The sequence below is a fragment of the Streptomyces sp. R-07 genome (genome assembly GCF_049913175.1).
In the GTDB taxonomy this organism is placed as follows: Bacteria; Actinomycetota; Actinomycetes; order Streptomycetales; family Streptomycetaceae; genus Streptomyces.
Genome location: NZ_CP183978.1, coordinates 5204963 through 5223367, shown reverse-complemented (window position 1 = coordinate 5223367; position 18405 = coordinate 5204963). Strand labels below are relative to the sequence as shown.

Below are 18405 nucleotides of genomic sequence, written 5' to 3'. Positions count from 1 at the left end.
CTCGCCCGGCTGCCTCCTGTCGCGTCCTTCCCCTGGTGAACGCACGGTCCCATCTGCGGGTTCCCACTGACAGCGGATACAGTCACCGTTGCGTCAACTACGGGGACAGGAGAGGGCCATTACCGCCAACCGGCAGACGAGCTGGTCGTTCGCCGACGCCTTCGTCGCCGAGGACGAAGCTCTGCGCTGGGCCCGTGAGCGGGCCCGGGAGGCAGGGCTGCCCTCGGTGTCGCCGGGCACCGGTGGGGCACTGCGCCTGCTCGCCGCGACGGCGGACGCCAAGGCGGTGGCGGAGATCGGCACCGGCACGGGCGTGTCCGGCATCTACCTGCTCCTCGGGATGCGGCCGGACGGCGTCCTGACGACCGTCGACCTCCAGCCGGAGCGGCAGCAGTTCGCCAAGACGGCGTTCCGGGCGGCGGGCTTCGCGGGCAACCGGGCCCGTTTCATCCCCGGCCGCGCCCTGGACGTGCTGCCCCGGCTCGCGGACGGCGGGTACGACCTCGTGTTCTGCGACGGCGACCGGCTCGAGTACCTGGACTACCTCGCTGAATCGTTGCGCCTGCTGCGACCCGGGGGTCTCGTCTGCTTCGAGGGCGTCTTCGCGGACGGCCGCACGGTCGATTCGGGGGCCCAGCCGGCGGAGGTCCAGCGGGTCCGCGAGCTGCTGCGCGCCGTGCGGGAGAGCCAGGAGCTCGTCCCCTCGCTGCTGCCGGTGGGCGACGGCCTGCTCTGCGCGGTACGCCGCGGCTGACGGCTCCTCCGAACGGGGCGCACCACCTCCGGACACAGCACTGCCCCGGTACGGCGGACCGTACCGGGGCAGTGCTGGGAACTCGTGGAGAAGAGGGTCAGCCGACGACCTTCTTGAGGGCGTCGCCCAGTGCCTCGGCCTCGTCCGGGGTCAGCTCGACGACAAGCCGACCGCCGCCTTCGAGCGGAACGCGCATGACGATGCCCCGCCCCTCCTTGGTCACCTCGAGCGGGCCGTCACCCGTCCGCGGCTTCATGGCCGCCATGCTTGTTCCCCTTCCTGAAACCAGCTCATCGTCAGCCGGGCAGCTCCATGATGTGGAGCACGCGTCACCGGCTTCGAACACATTGCTTCCAGGTCATTATCCCGCATGGCAGGACCCGATGACCAACATCGATTGGCATCGCTTGCGCAACGCGCTCCCGCAAAACCCCACATTTCGGCGATCGGCCTGCGATACTTCGCCGCTCTGCGTCGTTCCGAATCCCTCAGAACTTTGACGCAGCTCACATGGGCGGTGCGGGTGATCTCCGCCATGCTGGGCTGGTCAACCACGCAAAGAGGCGAAGGGATCCCGATGGCCGACACGGTTCTGTACGAGGTGAGCGACGGGCTCGCCACCATCACGCTCAACCGGCCCGAGGCCATGAACGCGATGAACGTGGCGGCGAAAGTCGCCCTCCGTGACGCCGCGGAGACGGCCGCGGCCGACCCCGCCGTACGGGCGGTGCTGCTCACGGCGGCCGGTGACCGGGCGTTCTGCGTGGGCCAGGACCTGAAGGAGCACGTCGGGCTGCTCATGGCGGACCAGGAGTCCGGCACGAGCGAGACCATGAACACGGTCCGTGACCACTACAACCCGATCGTGCGGGCGCTCACCGGCATGCGCAAGCCGGTCGTCGCGGGGGTGAACGGCGTCGCCGCCGGGGCCGGCTTCGGCTTCGCGCTCGCCGCGGACTACCGGGTGGTCGCGGACACGGCCTCCTTCAACACCGCCTTCGCGGGCGTGGCGCTCACCGCCGACTCGGGCGTGTCGTGGACGCTGCCCCGGCTGATCGGCGCGAGCAGGGCCTCCGACCTGCTGCTCTTCCCGCGGTCGATCGGCGCCCAGGAGGCGTACGAACTGGGCATCGTGAACCGCCTGGTCCCGGCCGCCGATCTGGCCGCCGAGGCGGAGAAGGTGGCCCGCACGCTCGCGGCGGGCCCGACCGTGGCGTACGCGGCCCTGAAGGAGTCCCTGGCCCACGGCGCCGCCCACTCCCTCACCGAGGCCCTCGACAAGGAGGAGGAGCTCCAGAACCTGGCGGGAGCCTCGGAGGACCACACGATCGCGGTCCGGGCCTTCATCGCCAAGGAGAAGCCGCGGTATCTGGGCAGGTGACGTAGGCCGGAACCGGTTCGTGCGACGGGTGAGCGCGTCTATAGGATCCGCTCACCTTCGTGCGCACACACCTGGGGGGTTCCGTGCGTCCTTCTCCTTCCGCGCGCCTTCTTCGCGGCGCGCTCACGGCGGGCACGGCCTGGGGCCTGTCCGCCACCGTCCTGTCCTCGCCGGCGGCGGCCGAATCGGGCTACGCCCGATGTGCGCTCGACCAGATCTGCGTCTTCAGCGCACCGCTCGGTCAGGGCGACATCCGTACGCCTGGCCCTCGAACGAGAGCCTGATGGCCACCGGGGACATCAACGGCGACGGGAAGTCCGACATCCTCCGCACCATCGACGGCACCATGTACCTCCACACAGGAGACGGGCGCGGCGGGATCAGCGGCCCGGAAAGCTTCGGGGACTGGGACGACGCCCCGCGCGTCCACGTCTTCTGATCCGGCCGGATCAACGGCCCGGGGTCAGTCCTCGCCCCGGGCCACGCACCCCGCCAGGTGGTCGTCGACCAGGCCGCAGGCCTGCATCAGGGCGTAGGCCGTGGTGGGGCCGATGAAGCGCAGGCCGCGCTTCTTGAGGGCCTTGGACAGGGCCGTCGACTCGTCGGTGACCGCCGGGACCTCGGCGAGCGTGCGCGGGGTGGCGCGGGTCGCCCGGTCGGGGGCGTGGGACCAGATCAGGGCGTCGAGCTCGCCCGGGGACCAGTCGGCGAGCAGTTTCGCGTTGGCCAGGGTCGCGTCGACCTTGGCGCGGTTGCGGATGATGCCCTCGTCGGCGAGGAGCCGCTCGCGGTCCGCCTCGCCGAAGGCGGCGACGGAGGCGATCTCGAAGCCGGCGAAGGCGCGCCGGAAGCCCTCGCGGCGGCGCAGGATCGTGATCCACGACAGGCCCGACTGGAAGGCCTCCAGGCACAGTCGCTCGAACAGCGCGTCGTCGCCGTGGACCGGGCGGCCCCATTCCTCGTCGTGGTACGCCACGTAGTCCTCGGTCGACAGGCCCCAGGGGCAGCGCAGCCGCCCGTCGGGCCCGGGAATCGCCTCGCCCGTCACTGCTCGCCGCCCTCCGGGCCGGCGTCGCCGGCGGGGGCCGCGCCCGCGAGCGCCTCCTCCAGCTCGGCGATCCGCGCGTCGCGCTCCGCGAGCTCGGCGGCGAGGCGGTCGAGGACGTCGTCCACGTCGGCCATCCGGTAGCCGCGGGCGGCGACGGGGAGGCGGAGCGCCTCGACGTCGGCGCGGTCCACCGGCCGGGCGGCCGGGAGCGGGTCGACGAGCTGCTCGGGCGCCACTTCGGGCAGCACCTCGCTGTCGCCGCCGCCGACCACGGCGAGGGTCACCGCGGCCACGACCACGACCATCGTGATGAGCAGAAACCAGAACACCTGCGCGCCTCTTCCCGGAGTGGAAACCGTCCCGTGCCGATCGTGCCATGAGCCACCGACGGTTAGGGTCGCAGGCGAACGGACGCGAGGGAGGACATAAGGGATGCTGCGCTTGGGACGGCGTGAATTCGGGCCGCACGAGCCGGTGATCATGGCGATCGTGAACCGGACCCCGGACTCCTTCTACGACCAGGGCGCGACCTTCCGGGACGAGCCCGCGCTCGCCCGGGTCGAGCAGGCCGTGGCGGAGGGGGCGGCGATCATCGACATCGGCGGGGTGAAGGCGGGCCCCGGCGAGGAGGTGTCGGCCGAGGAGGAGGCGCGGCGCACGGTCGGTTTCGTCGCCGAGGTCCGCAGGCGTCACCCCGACGTGGTGATCAGCGTGGACACCTGGCGGGCGGACGTCGGCGAGGCGGTCTGCGAGGCCGGTGCGGACGTCCTGAACGACGCGTGGGGCGGGGTCGACCCGCGGCTCGCGGAGGTCGCCGCGAAGTACGGCGCGGGGCTCGTCTGCACGCACGCGGGCGGCGCGGAGCCGCGGACCCGGCCGCACCGGGTGGAGTACGAGGACGTGATGGCCGACATCCTGCGGGTCACGGTGGGGCTCGCGGAGCGCGCGGCCTCGCTCGGCGTGCGGCGGGACGGGATCATGATCGACCCGGGTCACGACTTCGGGAAGAACACGCGGCACAGCCTGGAGGCGACGCGGCGGCTCGGGGAGATGACGGAGACGGGGTGGCCCGTGCTCGTGTCCCTGTCGAACAAGGACTTCGTCGGCGAGACGCTCGACCGGCCGGTCAAGGAGCGGGTGCTGGGGACGTTGGCGACGACTGCCGTCTCCGCCTGGCTTGGCGCCCAGGTGTACCGGGTGCACGAGGTCGCGGAGACCCGGCAGGTCCTGGACATGGTGGCGTCCATCGCCGGTTACCGGGAGCCCGCGGTGGCCCGGCGCGGGCTGGCGTAGCCGGGCCACCACGCTGAGGCGCGCCCAGGGCCTGTCTGACAATTCGCGTCGGATCAGGCCGGGTCGTTCGGTGCGTGCGATCGGCGTGCGGCCGGGACGCCCTCGTAGCGGAGCTACTTGGGCGTCCCGGCCGTGCGGCGAGCGTGCGTGCCGGGCGGGCCGGACCCGACGGGAATTGTCAGACAGGCCCTAGCGGCCGACCTCCTTGGTGACGAGCGCGACCGCCTCTTCCACGTCGTCCGTGACGTGGAAGAGGAGCAGGTCGCGCTCCGAGGCCTTGCCGCCCGCGACGACCGAGTCGCGCAGCCAGTCGACGAGGCCCTTCCAGTACGCCGTGCCGAAGAGCACGATCGGGAAGCGGGTGACCTTGCGGGTCTGGACCAGGGTGAGCGCCTCGAAGAGCTCGTCGAGGGTGCCGAGGCCGCCGGGCAGGACGACGAAGCCCTGCGCGTACTTCACGAACATCGTCTTGCGGACGAAGAAGTAGCGGAAGTTCACGCCGATGTCGACGTGCGGGTTGAGCCCCTGCTCGAAGGGGAGCTCGATGCCGAGGCCGACCGAGACGCCGTTGGCCTCCCTGGCCCCCTTGTTGGCCGCCTCCATGGCGCCCGGGCCGCCGCCCGTGATGACCGCGAAGCCGGCCTCGACGAGCGCCCGGCCGATCCGTACGCCCGCCTCGTACTCGGGCGAGTCCGGCTTCGTGCGGGCCGAGCCGAAGACGCTGATCGCGCTCGGCAGTTCGGCGAGGGCGCCGAAGCCCTCGACGAACTCGGACTGGATGCGCATGACCCGCCAGGGGTCGGTGTGCACCCACTCCGAGTCGCCCTCGGTGTCGAGCAGCCTCTGGTCCGTGGTGCCCGGCTGGACCTGGTCCCTGCGCCTGAGCACCGGTCCGAGCCGCTGCTCCTCCGGCTTCGTCTCCCCTTCGGGGATACCCATGGCCTGCTCCCTCCGTCGAACCGACGATCTTCTGGTCCGGCCAGCGTAGGACCACAGAGGTGACGAAATGCGAAATTACGGGAGTCAGGCGGTCAGCCAGTCGCGGAGCCGTGCCTCGCAGTGGTGGATCCGGTCGACGGGGACGTGCTCGTCCCGCTTGTGCGCGTAGATCGGGTCGCCGGGACCGTAGTTGACCGCGGGCACGCCGAGGGCGCTGAAGCGGGCGACGTCGGTCCAGCCGAACTTGGGCTGCGCGCTGCCGCCGACGGCCTTCATGAAGGCCTCGGCGGCGGGGTGGGAGAGGCCGGGCAGGGCGCCGGGGCTCTCGTCGTCGACGACGAACTCGGCGATGTCGCAGCCCTCGAAGAACTCGCGGACGTACGCCAGGGCCTCGGCCGGGGAGCGGTCGGGGGCGTAGCGGTAGTTGACGGTGACGGCGCAGGCGTCGGGGATGACGTTGGTGGCGACGCCGCCCTCGATCCGTACGGCGTTGAGGCCCTCGTGGTACTGGAGGCCGTCGATGACCGGCTTGCGCGGCTCGTAGGCGGCGAGGCGGGCGAGGATCGGGGAGGCGGTGTGGATGGCGTTGGAGCCCATCCAGGAGCGCGCGGAGTGGGCGCGCTCGCCGGCGGTGTGCAGGATGACGCGCAGGGTGCCCTGGCAGCCGCCCTCGACCTGGGCGTCCGAGGGCTCCAGGAGGACGGCGAAGTCGCCCTCCAGCCAGTCGGGGTGCGCGGTGGCGATCTTCCCGAGGCCGTTGAGGTCGGCGGCGACCTCCTCGTTGTCGTAGAAGACGAAGGTGAGGTCGCGGTTGGGCTCGGGGACGGTGGCGGCGATCCGCAGCTGGACGGCGACCCCGGACTTCATGTCGGAGGTGCCGCAGCCCCACAGGATGCCGTCCTCGTCGAGCCGCGAGGGCACGTTGTCGGCGATCGGCACGGTGTCGATGTGGCCGGCGAGGACGACCCGCTCGCCGTGGCCGAGCCGCGTCCGCGCGACGACGTTGTTGCCGTACCGGTCGACGGTGAGGTGCGGCAGGAGGCGCAGGGCCCGCTCGATCGCGTCCGCGAGCGGCTGCTCGGTCCCGCTGACGGACGGGAAGTCGACGAGGGCTGCGGTGAGCGCGGCCCCGTCGAGGGAGAGGTCGAGGAGGGCGTCGGGCGGGGTGATGTCGGCCATGTGCCGACCCTAACGCGGCCTCCAGTACGGTGGGCCCCGTGTCCGAGCCCACCCGCCCCCGCCGTCGCGGCCGCCTCGCCCGTTCCGCGGCCGCCTTCGCCGTGCTCCTCGGCCTCGCCGCGTACGTGGCCGTCCACCAGATGACGGGGAGCACGGGCGCGCCGCGGTGCAGTGTGGGCAGTGGTGACAACCGCTACGAGTTCACTCCGGAGCAGGCGTCCAACGCGGCGACGATCTCGGCGGTGGGCACCACCCGGGGGCTGCCGGAGCGGGCGGTGACGATCGCGCTCGCGACCGCGCTGCAGGAGTCGGCGCTGCGGAACATCGAGCACGGCGACCGGGACTCGCTGGGGCTCTTCCAGCAGCGGCCCTCGCAGGGCTGGGGGACGGCGGAGCAGATCATGGACCCGGTGTACGCGTCGGGGAGGTTCTACGAGGGCCTGGAGAAGGTCCCGGGGTACTCGCGGCTGCCGCTGACGGTGGCGGCGCAGCGGGTGCAGCGGAGCGGTTTCCCGCAGGCGTACGCGAAGCACGAGCCGGACGCCACGCTCCTGTCGGCCGCGCTGACGGGCCGGTCTCCGGCGGCGCTGTCCTGTACGGCGAGCGAGGCTAAGGGGCGGCCGGGCGACCCTGAGCGGGTGCGCCGGGAGCTGGTGCGGGCCTTCGGTGAGAAGGCGGCGCCGAAGGCGGTGGCGGGCGGTCCGAGCGCGGGCCGTTCGGCGTCGGAGCCGCCGGTGCTCGTGGTGCCGGTCCGGGCGGCGACGGGCGCGGGGAGCGCGCCGGGGGCCGGGTCGGACGAGCGGCGCGGCTGGGAGCTGGCGCAGTGGGCGGTGGCGCGGGCGGACACGCTGCGCATCACGGAGGTCTCCTACGGGGGCCGGGTGTGGCGCGCGGGCGAGGCCGGCGGGGGCTGGTCGAAGCCCTCGGGCGCACCGGCCGCGGCCGACGACTCGGTCCGTTTGCGGCTCGCCCAGTAGGGGCGCGCCAGGACACCCCCTGGCGACCGGATCCCTCCCGACGGGCCCGCTCGGCGGTCGAGCGTCCGTGCGGTGCTTCACTCGGGCGTGGCACGGCCCGGGTTCGTGGCGGGAGAAATTCGAGCGGTCTTCGCGCCGCTTCTCCCCCGCGTCACTCCTCCCCCTCGTTCCCCTTGCGGCACAAGGGAAGTGACGGTTCGGCAGTGCTTCGCACAATGACACGTTCGCCCGTTTTCCTCCCCACCCGACAATACGACGCATTGCCAACTCTTTACCTTCGGTCGCCGCAACCTCCCCCGCCCCAGGGCCGGTTGTCATCGCGTAATCGTCCTCTCCGCCGAAGGAGCACCATGTCCCTCTCCCTGACCCGCCGGATCGCCCGCGCCGCCCTCATCGTCGCGGCCGGAGCAGCCCCCGTGGTCGGTGCGGCCGGCTCCGCGAGTGCCCTGGAGCCCAGCCTGGCGCCGGTCGGCGCCCTCGGCGGCGTGTCCGCCCTGGACGCCGCCGGTGCGGGGACCGCCGTCGACAGCGCCTCGCAGACCGCGACCGGCGTCGTCGGCGAGACCGGCAGCAAGGCCGTCGGCACGGCCGTCCCGGCCGCCGGCAAGGCCCTCGGGACCGCCGGCAAGACCGCCACCCCCGCCGCGCAGGAGGTCGTCGGCAAGACGGCCGGCAGCACGGGCGAGGTCGTCGGCCAGACCGCCGGCGCCGCCGCCGAGAGCACCGAGGCCCCCACCGGCGGGGCCCTGGGCGGCGGCCTGGGCGGCCTGCCGACCGGCCAGACCCTGGGCGGCCTCCCCATCGGCGGCTGATCCCACGGGAACGCGCGAGGGCCCGGGGAGCGTGTGCTCCCCGGGCCCTCGCGCGCGTGCTCAGCCCAGGCGCTTGACCGCGGCCTCGACCCGCTCGTCCGTCGCCGTGAACGCCACCCGCACGAAGCGCTCCCCGGCCTCGCCGTAGAAGTCGCCGGGCGCCACCAGGACGCCCTTCTCCGCCAGGTAGGCCACCGTCTCCCAGCACGGCTCGTCCCGCGTCGCCCACAGGTACAGGCTCGCCTCGCTGTGCTCGATCCGGAAGCCGTGCCCCTCCAGGGCCGCCCGCAGCGCCGCCCGGCGGGCCGCGTACCGCTCCCGCTGCTCGGCCACGTGCGCGTCGTCGCCGAGCGCCGCGACCGTCGCCGCCTGCACCGGGGCCGCGGTCATCATGCCGCCGTGCTTGCGGATCTGCAGCAGCTCGCCCAGGACGGCCGCGTCGCCCGCGATGAACGCGGCCCGGTAGCCCGCCAGGTTGGAGCGCTTGGACAGCGAGTGGACCGCGACGATCCCCTCGTACGAACCACCGCAGACGTCCGGGTGCAGGACCGAGACCGGATCGGCCTCCCAGCCCAGCTCCAGGTAGCACTCGTCGGAGAAGACGAGGACGCCGTGCTCGCGGGCCCAGGCCACGATCCGGGTCAGCTCGTCCTTGGCGAGGACCTTGCCGGTCGGGTTGGACGGGGAGTTGAGCCAGAGGAGCTTCAGGCCCGCCGGGTCCAGCTCCGTCCCCGCGGCGCCAGCCGCCAGTGTCTCCGTGTCGTAGACGACGGGCGTCGCGCCGCAGAGCCGCGCGCCGACCTCGTACGTCGGGTACGCGAGCCGCGGGTAGGCGACCACGTCGCCCGCGCCGAGCCCCAGCTGCGTCGGCAGCCAGGCCACCAGCTCCTTGGACCCGACCACCGGCAGCACGTTCTCGTGGGCGAAGTCCACCGCGCCCAGGCGCCGCTCGCACCAGCCGGTGAGCGCGTCCCGCAGCTCCTTCGTCCCCCACACCGTGGGATAGCCCGGCGAGTCCGCCGCCGCGACCAGGGCCTCCTGGATCAGCGCCGGGACCGGGTCCACGGGCGTACCGACGGAGAGGTCGACGATTCCGTCCGGGTGCGCCAGGGCCGTCTTCTTGTACGGCTCCAGCTTGTCCCAGGGGAAGACGGGCAGGCGCGAAGAAACTGCGCTCACGGGTTGGCTCACTTCCTCGTACGTACGGAAAACGCTTCGGTCCCGTACAGCGGCGAGGCCGTACGGGACCGAGGGCGAATGAATCAGCCGTTCTGCGGCGGCAGGGCGGCGATGAAGGGGTGGTCGCGCTCGATCTCGCCGAGCTTGGAGGCACCACCGGGCGAACCGAGCTCGTCGAAGAACTCGACGTTCGCCTTGTAGTAGTCCTTCCACTCCTCCGGGGTGTCGTCCTCGTAGAAGATCGCCTCGACCGGGCAGACCGGCTCACAGGCCCCGCAGTCGACGCATTCGTCCGGGTGGATGTACAAGGACCGCTTGCCCTCGTAGATGCAGTCGACGGGGCACTCCTCGATGCACGCCTTGTCCTTGACGTCGACACAAGGCTGCGCGATGACGTAGGTCACGCTGTCGTTCCTCCTCGATAGGGCTGGTCTGCGCGGGAGCGCGGCGTCGTCGATGCCCGCACCTAGTATCTCCGTTCTTGGGGGCGATCCGAACAGGAGGGGCGGAGAAGCTGTGGAAATCACCGGCGGAGGGCGTCTTGAGGTGCGAATCACCAGCGCTGACGTGGGAAAACGTGTCTCCGTTCGGTACGTGACGGACTCGGCGGAACCGGGTGAGAAGTTCACCGACGCGGTCGGAGTTCTCACATCATGGGACACCGGTGTGCTGCTGATCACACGAAAGAGCGGCGAGAGCGTCCGGATCGCGGAATCCGCGCTGGCCGCGGGGAAGATCGTCCCGGCCGCCCCGGCCCGCCGGCGCGGCCCCTCGGCCACCTTCCCGGAGCTCGCCCGCGCCACCGCGCGCGCGTGGCGGCCGGTCGAGAGCGAAGCCCTCGGCGAGTGGACCCTGCGGGCCTCCGACGGCTTCACCCGCCGCGCCAACTCCGTCCTCCCGCTCGGTGATCCGGGGCTGCCGGTCGCCGAGGCCCTGACGCACGTACGCGCGTGGTACGCGGCCCGCGGGCTGCCCCCGTACATCCAGACCGCCACGGGCGCCGAGGGCACCCAGGAGCTGCTGTGCGCCGACCTCGACCGGCACGGCTGGCGGCGCGAGGTGTCCGCCGAGGTGCGCATCGGGGCGCTCGCCCCGATCGGCGACCTGGACGCCGACATCTCCGCCGTACGCCTCTCCCGGACGGTCGACGAGGCGTGGCTGCGCCGCTACCAGCGCTTCGAGGAGGCGAGCCCCGCCGTCCGGTCCGTCCTCGCGTCCGGCCCGAGTGTGTGGTTCGCGTCCGTCGCGGGCACGGGAGAGGTACCGGCGGCGATCGGACGCTGTGTCGTCGACGGCCGCTGGGCCGGCTTCATGGCAGTCGAGGTCGACCCCGAGCAGCGACGCCGGGGGCTGGCGACGTCCGTCATGACGGCGCTCGCCCGCCAGGCGCTCGACGAGGGCGCGTCGGCGTCCTGGCTCCAGGTGGAGGCGGACAACGACGGCGCGCGGGCGCTCTACGACGGGATGGGCTTCGCGACCCACCACCACTACCACCACTACCGATGGGCCGAGGCGTGACGGAGGACGTACCACCACCGGGCGGACGGGGCGGCGGACGGGACGACGGGGACCCGGAGGACGTACCGGAAGGTGCCTCCGACGAGGCGGGTCCGGTCGACTGGCGGCGGGAGTTCGCCGAGGAGGCCCGGGCCGAGCGGCCCGACCTCGCCCGGCTCTGCCTGCTGATCGGCGCGGTCGCCGACCCCGCCGTCACCCGGCGCGACCTCGACGAGGCCGAGATCGAGCTCGACCGCCTCGCCGGGCTCGTCCCGTACGCGACCCGGATCACCGGCGACTGGGCCGCCGAGCTCGCCGCGCTCCTCGGCCGCCACGAGGGCTTCGAGGGCGTGCCCGCCGACTACCAGCGGCTGGAGTCCTCCCTGCTGCACGAGGTGCTCCGGCGCCGCCGCGGCCTGCCCATCCTGCTGTCCGTCGTCTGGATGGAGGTCGCCCGCCGGGCCGGCGCCCCCGTGTACGGGCTCGGGCTGCCCGGCCACTTCGTCGTGGGCTTCGGCGACCCGGCCGACCTGAACCTCGCCGACCCGTTCGCGGGCGGGCGGGCCATGACCGGCACGGACGCCGAACTCCTGGTGGCGAGCGCGACGGGCGAGGCCCTCGACCGCTCGATGCTCCGCCCCGCCGAGCCCGGCGCCATCGTCCTGCGGATCCTCAACAACATCCGGGCCTGGGCGGCCCCCCGCCCCGAGCGCTCCGACGTGGCCCTGTGGGCGGTGGAGCTCGCCCTGCTGCTCCCCTCCCACCCGGCGAGGCTCCGCTACGAACGGGCCGAGCTGCTCGTCCAGCGCGGGGATTTCCTCACGGGCGCGGTGGAGATGGAGGCGTACGCGCGGGTGATGGACGCGGTGGACCCGGACTCGGCGACGACGATCCGCCGCCGGGCGCAGGCGGCGAGGGCGCTGCTCAACTAGGGGGTGTCCTGCCGATCAGGCCGGATCAGGCCCTGGGAGAAGAAGGGGGGCGGGGCGACCGGATTCGAACCGGCGTCCTCCGAGATGCCATCGCGGCGCATTACCTCTGTGCTACGACCCCGCCCTTGTCCGTCACCCTACGCGAGCCCCGCTCGGCCCGGCGACCCGTTTTGCCAGGGGTACGCGCGAGCCCCCGTACCGGGGCGGGACGGGGGCTCGGGTGCGGGAGCGGGGGCGGTCAGCCCTCGCCGCTGAGGTCGATCGTCTTCGTGCGTTCCGCGAGGGTCTTGCCCATGAGGGCGTCGCGCATCACGAAGGCCACGTCGTCGGCGGAGACCTGGTGCTTGGTGCCGTCGCCCTTGGTGATCATGACGCCGTCGAAGGTGCCTTCGAGGAGCCGCTCGATCGCCTTCTTGTCGTAGACCTCGACCAGCCGGCCGTCGACCGCCTTCATCGACAGGATCTGCGGCAGCGAGCGCGCCGGACCGAAGTCGATGTGCTTGCCGCCGGCCTGGATCCTGATCAGGCCGGACATGGCGGGCGTCGCGAACTCCTTCATCGCCCGGTCCAGCTCGGCCTTGGTGATGCTGGGCTGCCGCTCGGTGACCGGCAGCTCGACCAGCTTGCCCTGGCCCGTCTCGACCTGGGCGCGGAAGGCGTCCCGTACCGAGATCATCGAGCGCTGGACGTCCAGACCCTTGCCGGGCTTGCCCTCGACCGGGGTCACCTTGTTCGGCGCGAAGAGGATCGTGCCCTCGCTCGCCGAGGCGGACGAGCCGGCCAGGTCGGTCAGGGCGACGGCGAGCTTCTCCTCGTCGACCGGGAAGACCGGCCTGGCGACCCGCTCGCCGCCGAACAGCGAGCCGATGACCGACACCGGGTTGTAGTCGCTGCCCGCCGCCGCGCGGACGGTCTCCTGGCTGTCGAGCGCCAGGCCCGCCTTGTCCGGGGCCAGCTGGACCTTCTTGCCGCCGACGCCGAGCTGGAGCGGCGCGGTGGCGCGCTTGCCGAGCGCCGCGTCCAGCTTGTCGACGGCCTCCTCCTTCGTGCCGCCGCCGATGTCCACCCCGAGCACCGTGGTGCCCTTCGGGACCTCGGAGTGGTTCAGGAGCAGTCCCGCGCCGTACGCGACGCCGGCCAGGCCGACGACGCCGACGGCGGCCAGGACCAGCTTGGAGCGGCCCTTCTTCGCCGGGGCTCGCCCGGCCGCCGGTGCCTGGCGCGGTGCCGGCGCGGGGGCCGGGGACGCCTGCTCCTCGATGCGCGGGGTCAGGTTCGGGCGGGCCGCCGTCGGCGGGACCACGGGGATGCCGCTGGTGAGCGTGTCCCCGGAGACGTGGGCGCCGTTGTCGGACGGCGTCATGCCCGGTCCGGAGTTCGGGCCAGGGGCGGGCTGCTGCGGCGTCAGTATCGCCGTGTCGTCGGACATGCGGGGCGCGCCGCCGGCCGCGAACGGGGAGCCCGCGCCCTGGCCGCCGCCGAAGGGACGGGGGGCGTTGGCGGGGCCGCCGAGGGAGGCGGTGCCGGTGACCGGGCCCGTGGTGGGGCCGGTGGGCGCCGCGGGGGTCCTCCGGCCGCCCGGTGCCCCCGGGCCGCCCTGGCCGACGGGGCCGCCCGGACCGCGGTACGCGGGCGTGCCGGCGGCCGGGGTGCCGGTGTACATGGGCGTACCGGCGGCGGGCGTCCCGTCGTACATCGGGGTGCCGCCCGCAGGGGTCCCGTCGTACATGGGGGTACCGCCCGCGGGCGTCCCGTCGTACATCGGCGTGCCGGCCGCAGGCGTCCCGCTCTCGTACAGCGGGTTGCCCGGCGGTGTCTGCGCGGCCGGGGTGACCGGGCGGCTCGACGGGGTGGTGCCGACCGTCGGGACGCCCGACGTCGCCGAGCCCGCGAAGCCCGTGCCCGGGGCGTCCGGTCCGGCCGGACCGGGGGCGGGCTTGGCGGCCGGGGCCGGGGCGGGCGTGGGAGCCGGGCTCGGGGGCGCCGCCTTGCGGGGGGCGAACCAGTCGCTCGTCTCCTTCGCCTTCGGCGCCTGCGGGGCCTCGTCGGCCGCCCGCGGGGGCTCCGGGGCCACGGCCACCGGCTCGGGCTCCGGCTCCACGACGGGAGCGGGCGCCGGCTCGGGGTCCGGGGCGGGCGCCTCGTTGACCGTCTTGCGGACCACGACGGGCGGGATCGGACGCGAACCCGGGATGTTGATCCGGATCCGGGTCGTCAGCGTCGTCTCGGTCTTGGGCTCCTCCGGCGGCGCGGGCGCGGCGGAGGGCTCCTCCGGCGCGTCCTGCGTGGGGTGGAGCGACGGATACTGGCGGGATCCGTACGGCGGGGTACCCGAGGGGTACGCGGCTCCACCGCGCCCCTGGGCGCCGGAGGACGAACTGTCAGTCTCTCGACCAGTTTCACGACTCAAAGCAGGATCTCCCGGTTGGCTCCACCGCCCGCTCTTGCTGATGCTCGTGTTGACCCGGGCGGTTCGGCGGCGGCACCACCATACTGGCCGCCGCCGACTCATACCCGACCCCTGGGCGGAGGACGACGGGCAATCCGGCCGAAGTCAGGGCGTCCGCGGTCTCAAGTCGTCCTGTTCACGGGGCCGGTCGGGACAGCTGGGGCAGAGTGGCGCACATCACAGCGAGCGCCATGCCTCCGAAGAGGAAGAGGAGCTCGCCGCCGCCTCCGCCGAACACCCCGTCGCCCTCGGGCCGTCCGAGGCTGAGCAGGATGACGGCGACGAGCCAGCCGGCGCCGGCGGAGGCGACGCCGACCTGGGTGCCGGTGGCGCGGAGCCCTCCGTAGAAGAGGCCGGTGGTGGCGAGGAGCGCGAGGAGCAAGCCGCCGGGGAACCAGGCGGCTTGGACGAGGGATCCGGCGATGCCGACGAGGGCGCCGAGGACGAGCAGGGCGCCGTACAGGGCGTACCGGACGCCCGGGGACGGGGTCGGCGTGGTGGTGCTCATGCGGTGACCCCCGCGAAGAGGTCCGTCTCGCGTTCGCCCGCGGGGGCGCCGGAGGTGCCCTGGACCAGTTCGTAGTACTCGGTGGTGAAGATCGGCTGGCCGAGGTCGTTGGAGAGGGCGAAGAAGGGACCGTCGACGGCGACTTGGGTGGCGTGGGCGGCCATCGCGGCGCTCTTGCGGGCCGTGTACGCGGGGTCGGCGGCGATCTCGGCGGTGATCCGGTCCTCGTCGACGACACCGGGGACGTCGTCGATCTCGGCGACGGCCGGGAAGGCGGAGCCCTCGGCGCGGAGGCGGGCGAATCCGGCCTCGGCGACGGGGCGCGGGACGCGGTTCCAGTAGATCTTGGCGATCGTGTGGGCCGGTCCGAGGTCGGGGCGGTAGTCCGGGTCGGCGGCGAGTTCGGCGGCGCGGGTGGCGACCCGGTGGGCCTGGATGTGGTCGGGGTGGCCGTATCCGCCGTCGGGGTCGTAGGTGATCAGGACCTGCGGGCGGGTCTCGCGGATCACCTCGACGAGGTGGGGGGCCGCGGTGTCGACCTCGGTGTTCCAGAAGGCGTTGGCGCGCTTGTTCTGCTCGGCGCCCATCATCCCGGAGTCGCGGAAGCGGCCGGGGCCGCCGAGGAAGCGGTGGTCGGTGACGCCCAGCTCGGTCATCGCGGCGGCGAGTTCGCCGACGCGGTGCGGACCGAGCCGGTCCTCCCGGTCGGGGGCCAGATGGGCGAGACCGGGCGGGATGACCTCGCCCTCCTCGCCGAGGGTGCAGGTGACCAGGGTGACGAGGGCGCCCTCGGCCGCGTACCTGGCCATGGTGGCGCCGTTGTTGATCGACTCGTCGTCCGGGTGCGCGTGCACGAGCAGCAGACGGCGGGCGGGGAGATCGGACATGCCCCCCACCCTACGAGGTCAGGCCGGGAGCGAGGTCAGAACTTGAGGCCGCCGATCATGCTCGCGACGTTCGTGGTGAGGGTGCTGATGGACGGGGCGATGGACGAGCTCGCCAGGTAGAAGCCCAGGAGCGCGCAGACCGCCGCATGTCCAGCCTTCAGCCCGGATTTCCGGATCAGCAGGAAGACGACGATCGCCAGCAGCACCACCACGGAGATCGAGAGTGCCACGGCGGTTCACCTCCACCTTCGGTCGGATATTCGAGCGGTTCGGTCGATCAGCATGTGCCAGAGGGCATGTCAGTCCGATGCATACCCACCTAGCGCTACGGATCATAACTATCCGTGCGGCCGCATCGATCGGCGGACGGAGGCACGAGGGGGGCGCACGGCGCTAGTTTCAGCCGCATGACCTCGTCTTCGCAGCAGCCGGCCACACCCTCGGCCGAGCTCTCCTTCCCCCGCCAGCACGCCCGGACCCAGCGGTTCACCCTGGGGGTTCCGCGTGGATTCTCGGTCTCCCCGGACGGGGAGCGCGTGGTGTTCGTCAGATCCGGTGCGGGGACGGACCGTTCGCACCGGCTCTGGGTGCTCGATCTGCCCCGGGACGGTCGGCCCGGGGAGCGGACGGCCGCCGACCCGGCGGCGCTGCTCGCGGGCGCGGACGAGGAGCTGTCGCCGCAGGAGCGGGCGCGCCGGGAGCGGAGCCGGGAGGGCTCGGCCGGGATCGTGGCGTACGCGGTGGACGCGGCCGTGGAGTTGGCCGCGTTCGCGCTGTCCGGGCGGCTGTTCACGGCGGAGCTGCGGGCGGGGACGGCGCGGGAGCTGGCGGTGCCGGGGCCGGTGATCGACCCCCGTCCCTCGCCGGACGGGCGGTTCGTCGCGTACCTGGCGGAGGGCGCCCTGCGGGTGGTGGGCGCGGACGGCGCGGGCGACCGCGCGCTGGCCGTCCCGGAGGACGAGCACGTCTCCTACGGATTGGCCGAATTCATCGCCTCGGAGGAGATGGGGCGGGAGCGCGGCCACTGGTGGTCGCCCGGCTCGGACCGGCTGCTCGTCGCGCGGGCGGACGACCGGGCGGTACGGCGCTGGTGGATCGCGGACCCGGCGCACCCGGAGCGGGAGCCGCAGCGGGTGGGGTACCCGGCGGCGGGGACGGCCAACGCGGAGGTGCGGCTGTTCGTCGTGGGCCTGGACGGGTCCCGTACGGAGGTGGTGTGGGACCGTGAGCGGTATCCGTACCTGGCGCGGGTGCACTGGTCGGCGGCCGGGGCGCCGCTGCTGCTCGTGCAGACGCGGGACCAGCGGGAGCAGCTGTTCCTGGCGGTGGACCCGGAGTCGGGCAGCACCGCGACCGTGCGGGCGGAGACGGACCCGGCGTGGCTGGAGCTGCACCACGGGGTGCCGGCGTGGGGGCCGGGCGGCGGGCTCGTCCGGGTCACGGACGAGGGCGGGGCCCGTGTCCTCGCCGTCGGGGAGGAGGCGTGGACGGGCGCGGAGCTGCACGTCCGGGCGGTGCTGGACATCGGGGCGGACGACGTCCTCGTGTCGGCCTCGGCGGGTGCGGCGGCGGAGCCGGAGACCGGCGAGATCCATGTGTACCGGGTGACCGGCGCGGGCGCGGAGCGGCTCTCCGAGGGCGTCGGCGTGCACGGCGCGGTCCGCTCGGGTCCGGTGACCGTGCTGGTGTCGGCACGGCCGGAGGAGCCGGGGAGCGTGGCGCGGGTGCTGCGGGACGGCGAGCGGGTCGCGGTGGTGGCCTCGTACGCCCAGCGGCCGGTGATCTCCGCCCGGGTGCGGCTGACGGAGGCGGGGGCCCGGCGGATCCCGTGCGCGGTGCTGCTGCCCTCGAGGTACGAGGAGGGGGACGGGCCGCTGCCGGTCCTGCTGGATCCGTACGGCGGTCCGCACGGGCAGCGGGTGCTCGCCGCGCACAACCCCCACCTGACCTCGCAGTGGTTCGCCGACCAGGGCTTCGCGGTGGTCGTGGCGGACGGGCGGGGCATGCCGGGCCGCTCCCCCGCCTGGGAGAAGTCGGTCCTGCGGGACTTCGCGGTGACGCTCGACGACCAGGTGGAGGCGCTCCGGGGGCTCGCCGGCCGGTTCCCGCTCGACCTGGACCGGGTGGCGATCCGCGGCTGGTCGTACGGCGGCTATCTGGCGGCCCGGGCGGCGATCCAGCGGCCTGACGTCTTCCACGCGGCCGTGGTCGGGGCGCCGGTGACGGACTGGCGGCTGTACGACACGCACTACACGGAGCGGTACCTCGGCACCCCGCAGGACGACCCCGAGGTGTACGCGGCGCAGTCGCTGCTGACCGACGACGGTCTGTCGGCGCCGGAGGAGCCGGCCCGGCCGATGATGATCGTGCACGGCCTCGCCGACGACAACGTGGTGGTGGGGCACGCGCTGCGGCTCTCGTCCGCACTGCTCGCGGCGGGCCGGCCGCACGAGGTGCTGCCGCTGTCCGGGGTGACGCACATGACGCCGCAGGAGCAGGTGGCGGAGAACCTGCTGCTGCTCCAGGTGGACTTCCTGAAGCGGTCCCTCGGCATCAGGCGCTAGGCCCCG

At 73.5% G+C, this 18405-nt stretch carries 20 protein-coding genes and 1 tRNA gene; 9 read left to right on the top strand and 12 right to left on the bottom strand.

Annotation, left to right across the window (positions count from 1 at the left end):
- The first annotated feature begins 88 nt into the window (after positions 1–88).
- Positions 89–754 (top strand): O-methyltransferase, encoded by a 666-nt coding sequence (locus ACN9M0_RS24050; protein ID WP_366036344.1) that lies wholly within the window; start codon positions 89–91, stop codon positions 752–754.
- Positions 755–851: 97 nt separating this feature from the next.
- Here ACN9M0_RS24050 and ACN9M0_RS24045 read toward each other — a convergent pair whose 3' ends face one another.
- Positions 852–1019, bottom strand: coding sequence for a DUF3117 domain-containing protein (locus tag ACN9M0_RS24045; protein ID WP_009997451.1), 168 nt, complete (start codon positions 1017–1019; stop codon positions 852–854).
- Positions 1020–1331: 312 nt separating this feature from the next.
- Between ACN9M0_RS24045 and ACN9M0_RS24040 the strand changes: the two genes are divergently transcribed.
- Positions 1332–2135: an enoyl-CoA hydratase/isomerase family protein gene (locus tag ACN9M0_RS24040; protein ID WP_366036343.1), complete on the top strand. Its 804-nt coding sequence runs from the start codon at positions 1332–1334 to the stop codon at positions 2133–2135.
- Between the two features lie 283 nt (positions 2136–2418).
- Positions 2419–2574 (top strand): hypothetical protein, encoded by a 156-nt coding sequence (locus ACN9M0_RS24035; RefSeq protein WP_426404178.1) that lies wholly within the window; start codon positions 2419–2421, stop codon positions 2572–2574.
- Positions 2575–2598: 24 nt separating this feature from the next.
- On the opposite strand, the gene ACN9M0_RS24030 is transcribed toward ACN9M0_RS24035, so the two are convergent.
- Together ACN9M0_RS24030 and ACN9M0_RS24025 are read right to left on the bottom strand one after the other, a co-directional pair.
- A complete protein-coding gene (locus ACN9M0_RS24030; protein ID WP_366036340.1) occupies positions 2599–3183 on the bottom strand; it encodes a DNA-3-methyladenine glycosylase I in 585 nt (194 codons plus the stop codon).
- Positions 3180–3512, bottom strand: coding sequence for a DivIVA domain-containing protein (locus ACN9M0_RS24025; protein WP_366036339.1), 333 nt, complete (start codon positions 3510–3512; stop codon positions 3180–3182). The genes ACN9M0_RS24030 and ACN9M0_RS24025 overlap by 4 nt, the downstream gene beginning before the upstream one ends.
- A gap of 103 nt (positions 3513–3615) precedes the next feature.
- On the opposite strand from ACN9M0_RS24025, the gene folP reads away from it, so the two are divergent.
- The gene (folP, locus tag ACN9M0_RS24020; RefSeq protein ID WP_366036338.1) at positions 3616–4476 is read left to right on the top strand and encodes a dihydropteroate synthase; all 861 of its coding nucleotides are present in this window, start codon (positions 3616–3618) and stop codon (positions 4474–4476) included.
- A gap of 189 nt (positions 4477–4665) precedes the next feature.
- Here the strand turns inward: folP and ACN9M0_RS24015 are convergent, their stop codons facing one another.
- Both ACN9M0_RS24015 and dapE read right to left on the bottom strand, forming a co-directional pair.
- The gene (locus tag ACN9M0_RS24015) at positions 4666–5415 is read right to left on the bottom strand and encodes a TIGR00730 family Rossman fold protein (protein WP_366036337.1); all 750 of its coding nucleotides are present in this window, start codon (positions 5413–5415) and stop codon (positions 4666–4668) included.
- Positions 5416–5499: 84 nt separating this feature from the next.
- Positions 5500–6594 carry a succinyl-diaminopimelate desuccinylase gene (gene dapE / locus ACN9M0_RS24010; protein WP_426404177.1) on the bottom strand — a complete coding sequence of 365 codons (1095 nt, stop codon included), beginning with the start codon at positions 6592–6594 and terminating at the stop codon, positions 5500–5502.
- A gap of 29 nt (positions 6595–6623) precedes the next feature.
- On the opposite strand from dapE, the gene ACN9M0_RS24005 reads away from it, so the two are divergent.
- The gene (locus ACN9M0_RS24005) at positions 6624–7571 is read left to right on the top strand and encodes a hypothetical protein (RefSeq protein ID WP_366036335.1); all 948 of its coding nucleotides are present in this window, start codon (positions 6624–6626) and stop codon (positions 7569–7571) included.
- A gap of 350 nt (positions 7572–7921) precedes the next feature.
- Entirely contained in the window at positions 7922–8383 is a 462-nt protein-coding gene (locus ACN9M0_RS24000; RefSeq protein WP_426404176.1) for an ATP-binding protein, read from the top strand.
- A gap of 60 nt (positions 8384–8443) precedes the next feature.
- On the opposite strand, the gene dapC is transcribed toward ACN9M0_RS24000, so the two are convergent.
- Both dapC and fdxA read right to left on the bottom strand, forming a co-directional pair.
- On the bottom strand, positions 8444–9562 hold the full coding sequence (gene dapC, locus ACN9M0_RS23995) for a succinyldiaminopimelate transaminase (RefSeq protein WP_366036333.1): 1119 nt from the start codon (positions 9560–9562) through the stop codon (positions 8444–8446).
- 83 nt (positions 9563–9645) lie between these two features.
- Complete coding sequence (fdxA, locus tag ACN9M0_RS23990; protein ID WP_015035968.1) at positions 9646–9966, bottom strand: ferredoxin; 321 nt, start codon at positions 9964–9966, stop codon at positions 9646–9648.
- Positions 9967–10078: 112 nt separating this feature from the next.
- On the opposite strand from fdxA, the gene ACN9M0_RS23985 reads away from it, so the two are divergent.
- Together ACN9M0_RS23985 and ACN9M0_RS23980 are read left to right on the top strand one after the other, a co-directional pair.
- Entirely contained in the window at positions 10079–11080 is a 1002-nt protein-coding gene (locus tag ACN9M0_RS23985; RefSeq protein WP_426404175.1) for a GNAT family N-acetyltransferase, read from the top strand.
- Positions 11077–11991, top strand: coding sequence for a transglutaminase-like domain-containing protein (locus ACN9M0_RS23980; protein WP_366036330.1), 915 nt, complete (start codon positions 11077–11079; stop codon positions 11989–11991). Before ACN9M0_RS23985 ends, ACN9M0_RS23980 begins: the two co-directional genes overlap by 4 nt.
- Positions 11992–12039: 48 nt before the next feature.
- On the opposite strand, the gene ACN9M0_RS23975 is transcribed toward ACN9M0_RS23980, so the two are convergent.
- The 5 genes from ACN9M0_RS23975 to ACN9M0_RS23955 form a co-directional block, all read right to left on the bottom strand.
- Positions 12040–12114: transfer RNA gene (locus ACN9M0_RS23975), tRNA-Ala, on the bottom strand.
- Positions 12115–12229: 115 nt separating this feature from the next.
- Positions 12230–14401: a hypothetical protein gene (locus ACN9M0_RS23970; protein WP_426404174.1), complete on the bottom strand. Its 2172-nt coding sequence runs from the start codon at positions 14399–14401 to the stop codon at positions 12230–12232.
- 175 nt (positions 14402–14576) lie between these two features.
- Positions 14577–14948, bottom strand: a complete 372-nt coding sequence (locus tag ACN9M0_RS23965) for a DUF6113 family protein (protein ID WP_426404173.1) — start codon at positions 14946–14948, stop codon at positions 14577–14579.
- Positions 14945–15835: an N-acetyl-1-D-myo-inositol-2-amino-2-deoxy-alpha-D-glucopyranoside deacetylase gene (mshB, locus tag ACN9M0_RS23960; protein WP_366036327.1), complete on the bottom strand. Its 891-nt coding sequence runs from the start codon at positions 15833–15835 to the stop codon at positions 14945–14947. Before mshB ends, ACN9M0_RS23965 begins: the two co-directional genes overlap by 4 nt.
- 35 nt (positions 15836–15870) lie before the next feature.
- On the bottom strand, positions 15871–16065 hold the full coding sequence (locus tag ACN9M0_RS23955) for a hypothetical protein (protein ID WP_345485825.1): 195 nt from the start codon (positions 16063–16065) through the stop codon (positions 15871–15873).
- Between the two features lie 177 nt (positions 16066–16242).
- Here ACN9M0_RS23955 and ACN9M0_RS23950 point away from each other — a divergent pair, with 177 nt between their 5' ends.
- On the top strand, positions 16243–18399 hold the full coding sequence (locus tag ACN9M0_RS23950; protein WP_426404172.1) for an alpha/beta fold hydrolase: 2157 nt from the start codon (positions 16243–16245) through the stop codon (positions 18397–18399).
- Positions 18400–18405 lie beyond the last annotated feature (6 nt).